Genomic DNA, 2,889 nt, shown 5'->3' on the forward strand with positions numbered 1-2,889 from the left:
CGATGTCGCCCAGCCGATTGACGGGACCAACGCATCGTTCGTGGCCGGCACCCGCTCTCACACCCAGTCGGGTGCGGTGACTGACCTCTGGTCGCCGCTAGCGGAATCTCTTGCTGAGTTGGAGTCCGCCGGTCAGGACGTCATCGTTGACATGGGCAGGCTCGGTCTCTCTGGCTCGCCGGAGACCTTGCTCGAAACTGCCGACCTCGCCCTGCTCGTCAGCAGGACCACGCTGCCCGCTCTGTCAGCTATGCGCTCGTGGGTCGATCTCTTCCAGCGTCCCCCGCTGGACTGGCACCAGTCGGCGCTGCTGCTCGTCGGCGACAGCCAGCCGTACAGCGCCCGCGAAGTATCGACGGTCGTGAACCTTCCGGTGGTGGCGGCTCTCGCGGTCGAGCCGGGGACCGCGGCCGTGTTCTCTCGAGGTGCCTCCGTCCCTCGGCGCTTCGACACTGGCCCGCTCACTCGGAGCCTTCACGCCGCTATTGCCTCGATCCACTCGACGATCACTCATCGACGCAATGAGCTTCTCGAAGGCGCACAGTCATTACACCAGAACTCACAGAGAGCATGCCCGGCACCGCGACGAGGCTCGCAGAGCTGCCGCTGTTCAGTACGTCATCTCCGCTCGAGACACACCGCGACCCACCGACTCGCGTCGAGACTCTCCCCCGCGGCATAGCCACGGTTTCATTACCAAACCGGGAGGTCGACTGGACGCTTGTCGCAGCCCTGCGGGCCCGGGCTTCGGAGCAACTCAGCCAGGCCGTTGCTGCAGACCGGGCTCGGCTCAACAAGACAGCACAGGAAGAACTTGGGCGTTCGATCGTTCTCGATCTGATCGAGTCCAACCTCGCGGACCGGGCGAACGCGGGTGCGACGGCACTACCCGTGGCCGAGCAGGACGCACTCGCGCGCGCCGTCTTCGACTCGCTCTTCAGGCTGGGACGCCTCCAGCCCTTGGTGGATGACGACCGTGTCGAGAACATCATCATCGCCGGCCACGACAACGTCCTGCTCGAGCTCACCGACGGGTCCTTGGTCGACGGCCCGAGTGTCGCTGGATCGGACGAGGAACTGATCGACTTCCTGGTCTTCCTTGCCTCGCGGAGCGAGGTCAACGCCCGCGGCTTCTCCGAGGCACAGCCACGACTCCACCTGCGCCTTGATGGCGGTTCCCGGCTCGCGGCCGCTGCTTGGGTCACCCCACGCCCGTCGGTGGTCATTCGCCGTCACCGTCTGATGGAGGTCACCCTGGAAGACTTGGTCGCCCGGCAGATGTTGACGCCTGTCACCGCGTCCTTCCTACGGGCGGCCGTCCGCGCGCGAAAGAGCATCATCGTCTCTGGCGGCCAGGGGGCCGGCAAGACGACTCTGGTGCGAGCCCTCTGCGCAGAGATCGACCCGTTTGAAGCTATCGGCACGTTCGAGACCGAGTACGAACTGCATCTCCACGAGTTGCGTGACCGGCATCGGATCGTCCACCCCTGGGAAGCCCGCCCAGGGTCTGGCGAACGGGGCCCCGACGGACGACAAGCGGGCGAGTTCACCCTCGACGAGGCCTTAGTCGACTCCTTCCGCTTCAACCTCTCACGACAAATCGTCGGAGAGGTTCGAGGCAAGGAGGTCTGGGCAATGATCAAGGCGATGGAGTCCGGCACCGGCTCCATCTCGACCACCCACGCCGCCGACGCCATCGCGGCTGTTCGCAAGCTGGTCACCTGTGCGATGGAGGCCGGGTCACACGTGACCCATGAGCTGGCCACCAGCAAGCTCGCCGCGACGATCGACCTCATAGTTCACCTCGACCTGCGCACCGAACGTGACGGAGAGACATCACGCCGGCGTCGTCGGGTCGCCGAGATCATCGCACTCGACACTGGCGAACGCGAGATCGGCTACGCGACCACGCACGTCTTCGCTCCTGACCTCGATGGAGTGGCCACGCCGGCCGTGCTGCCGGACTCCTACCGCGCACTGGCCGCCCACGGCTTCGACTTGGCTGAGTATCTGGCACAGCAGCAGGTGAGGTCGTGATCGTGCTCGTACCGGCAATTGCCGGAGCCCTCCTTGTCGGTGGGGTACTGGCTCTCATCCTCGGCCTTCGGCCCGTCGAGGTCGCGCCGACTCGACCCACCCAGCGGCTGCGTCGGCCGATGACCAGACAGTTCCAAGTCCTACTCCTGTCTGGGTTCGGAGCAGGAATCGTCGTGCTGCTCGTCACCGGGTGGGTACTGTCGCTCGTCGTCGTCCCTGTCGCCTTCGTCGGGCTACCCGTACTGCTGTCCTCCTCATCAGCTTCGGCGCAGATCGAACGACTCGAAGGGATGGAGGAATGGACCCGCTCCTTGTCAGGGGTCCTCACAGTCGGGGTCGGCCTGGAACAAGCGTTGGTCGCCACGCTTCGATCGACGCCTGTAGCGATCGCTCCGGAAGTCACGAGATTGGTCGCGCGCCTTCGAGCCCGGTGGGTCACCGAGGACGCGTTGCGGGCCTTCGCCGACGAGCTCGATGATGCGACCGGCGACCTGGTGGCTGCCAACTTGATCCTCGGCGCACGACGACGAGGTGCAGGCCTCGCAAGCGTGCTCGAAGGGCTTGCCGAGTCGGTAGCCACCGACGTGCGAGCTCGGCGTCAGGTCGAGGCGGACCGCGCCAAGCCAAGGGCAACAGCCCGTTTGGTGACGATCATCAGCGTTTGCGTGTTGGTCATCCTGGGCGTCTCCGGGACGTACGTCGAGCCGTACCAAAGCCCGTTCGGCCAACTCATCCTGACTGCGCTGCTCTCGGCCTACGTTGCGACCCTGATCTGGATGAAACGGATGGCGATAGGGCGGGCGCTGCCCCGGTTCCTCTCCCCCACCTCTGCATCAGAGACGGCTGGCCCGA

At 65.5% G+C, this 2,889-nt stretch carries 2 protein-coding genes; both read left to right on the plus strand.

All coding sequences use genetic code 11. The features are described 5' to 3' along the window. The first annotated feature begins 570 nt into the window (after nucleotides 1–570). Nucleotides 571–2,037 (plus strand): ATPase, T2SS/T4P/T4SS family, encoded by a 1,467-nt coding sequence (locus tag H7290_RS19105; RefSeq protein WP_290515610.1) that lies wholly within the window; start codon nucleotides 571–573, stop codon nucleotides 2,035–2,037. Next, on the plus strand, nucleotides 2,034–2,889 hold an 856-nt coding region (locus tag H7290_RS19110; protein ID WP_290515611.1), incomplete at its 3' end, for a type II secretion system F family protein. The genes H7290_RS19105 and H7290_RS19110, both read left to right, overlap by 4 nt.

Origin of the sequence: Aeromicrobium sp. (assembly GCF_014378035.1) — a bacterium.
GTDB lineage: Bacteria > Actinomycetota > Actinomycetes > Propionibacteriales > Nocardioidaceae > Aeromicrobium.